Source organism: Actinomadura napierensis (genome assembly GCF_039529375.1).
In the GTDB taxonomy this organism is placed as follows: Bacteria; Actinomycetota; Actinomycetes; order Streptosporangiales; family Streptosporangiaceae; genus Spirillospora; species Spirillospora napierensis.
In genome coordinates this window covers 1-559 of sequence record NZ_BAAAMR010000390.1, presented here as the reverse complement: position 1 = coordinate 559, position 559 = coordinate 1, and the positions used below count along the sequence as shown (strand labels likewise).

At 62.1% G+C, this 559-nt stretch carries 1 protein-coding gene; it reads right to left on the bottom strand.

Translation table 11 applies throughout. From position 1 onward, the window contains the following. Window positions 1-14: 14 nt before the first annotated feature. Window positions 15-329, bottom strand: coding sequence for a WXG100 family type VII secretion target (locus ABD296_RS50095; RefSeq protein WP_344285761.1), 315 nt, complete (start codon window positions 327-329; stop codon window positions 15-17). Window positions 330-559 lie beyond the last annotated feature (230 nt).

The window sequence follows — 559 nt, the reverse complement described above, 5'->3', positions numbered from 1 at the left end:
GGTGGGGGTGGGGGTCAGCCGTTGACCAGGCCTTTGAGGGTGTTGACGCGGGCGGTCTTGTTCTGTTCGGCGGTCTCGTACTTGGCCTTGGTGTCGACGAGCTTTTCGTGGATGAGGTTGAGGTCTTTCAGGACCTTGGCGAACTCGGTCTCGAAGAGGTTGTAGACCTGGGTGAAGGCGGCGGAGGACTCGCCCTTCCAGGCGCTTTGCAGTTCGGTGTGGTGGGTGTTGAGCTGGGTCCTGATCTGGCCGATCTGGCCGTGGGCGTCCTGGACGTTGCCGGCGGCCTGCTGCATGTGCTGCCGGTTGACCGATGACCGGTTGCTCATCGTCGTTCTCCTTCACGTCGGCTTGCCTGGGCGTCACGACGTGCTACTCGCGCGTATCGGTTGATGACCCCGACGACCGATACGACGACACACCCCGTGACAGCGAGCAAGATGCAGCGTAGAGACCGGCGATTCCCCCTGTCCATCAGGTATGTCACCTGTGGATAACTATGGCCGGCGGGCATCTCCGGCTGAACAGGCGAAGCAGTCAAGTCGCCGTTCGGTTCCGT

What these genes read in the sequence shown, in the direction of transcription:
- ABD296_RS50095 (WP_344285761.1), bottom strand. Translation starts at nt 329, where the DNA reads ATGAGCAACCGGTCATCGGTCAACCGGCAGCACATGCAGCAGGCCGCC.